General features: G+C 67.5%; 1 protein-coding gene. It reads right to left on the reverse strand.

Annotation, left to right across the window (positions count from 1 at the left end):
* Positions 1-212, reverse strand: a 212-nt coding sequence (locus NFJ07_RS26125; RefSeq protein ID WP_269998957.1) for a hypothetical protein, incomplete at both ends; no start/stop codon positions are given.

Raw genomic sequence — 212 nt, forward strand, 5'->3', positions numbered from 1 at the left:
TCGTAGGTGAGCACGGCGGGGTTGGTGGAGGCCAGGATGGGGGAGTGTCCGTCGGCGTGTTGGAGTCCTTCGCCGGTGAGGGTGGTCCGTCCTGCGGTGGCGCCGATGATGAAGCCGCGGGTCATCTGGTCCGCGGCGGCCCAGAAGGCGTCGCCGGTGCGTTGGAAGCCGAACATGGAGTAGAACACGTAGATCGGCACGAGGGGTTCGCC

Origin of the sequence: Arthrobacter sp. B2a2-09, assembly GCF_027587375.1 — a bacterium.
Classification (GTDB): domain Bacteria; phylum Actinomycetota; class Actinomycetes; order Actinomycetales; family Micrococcaceae; genus Arthrobacter.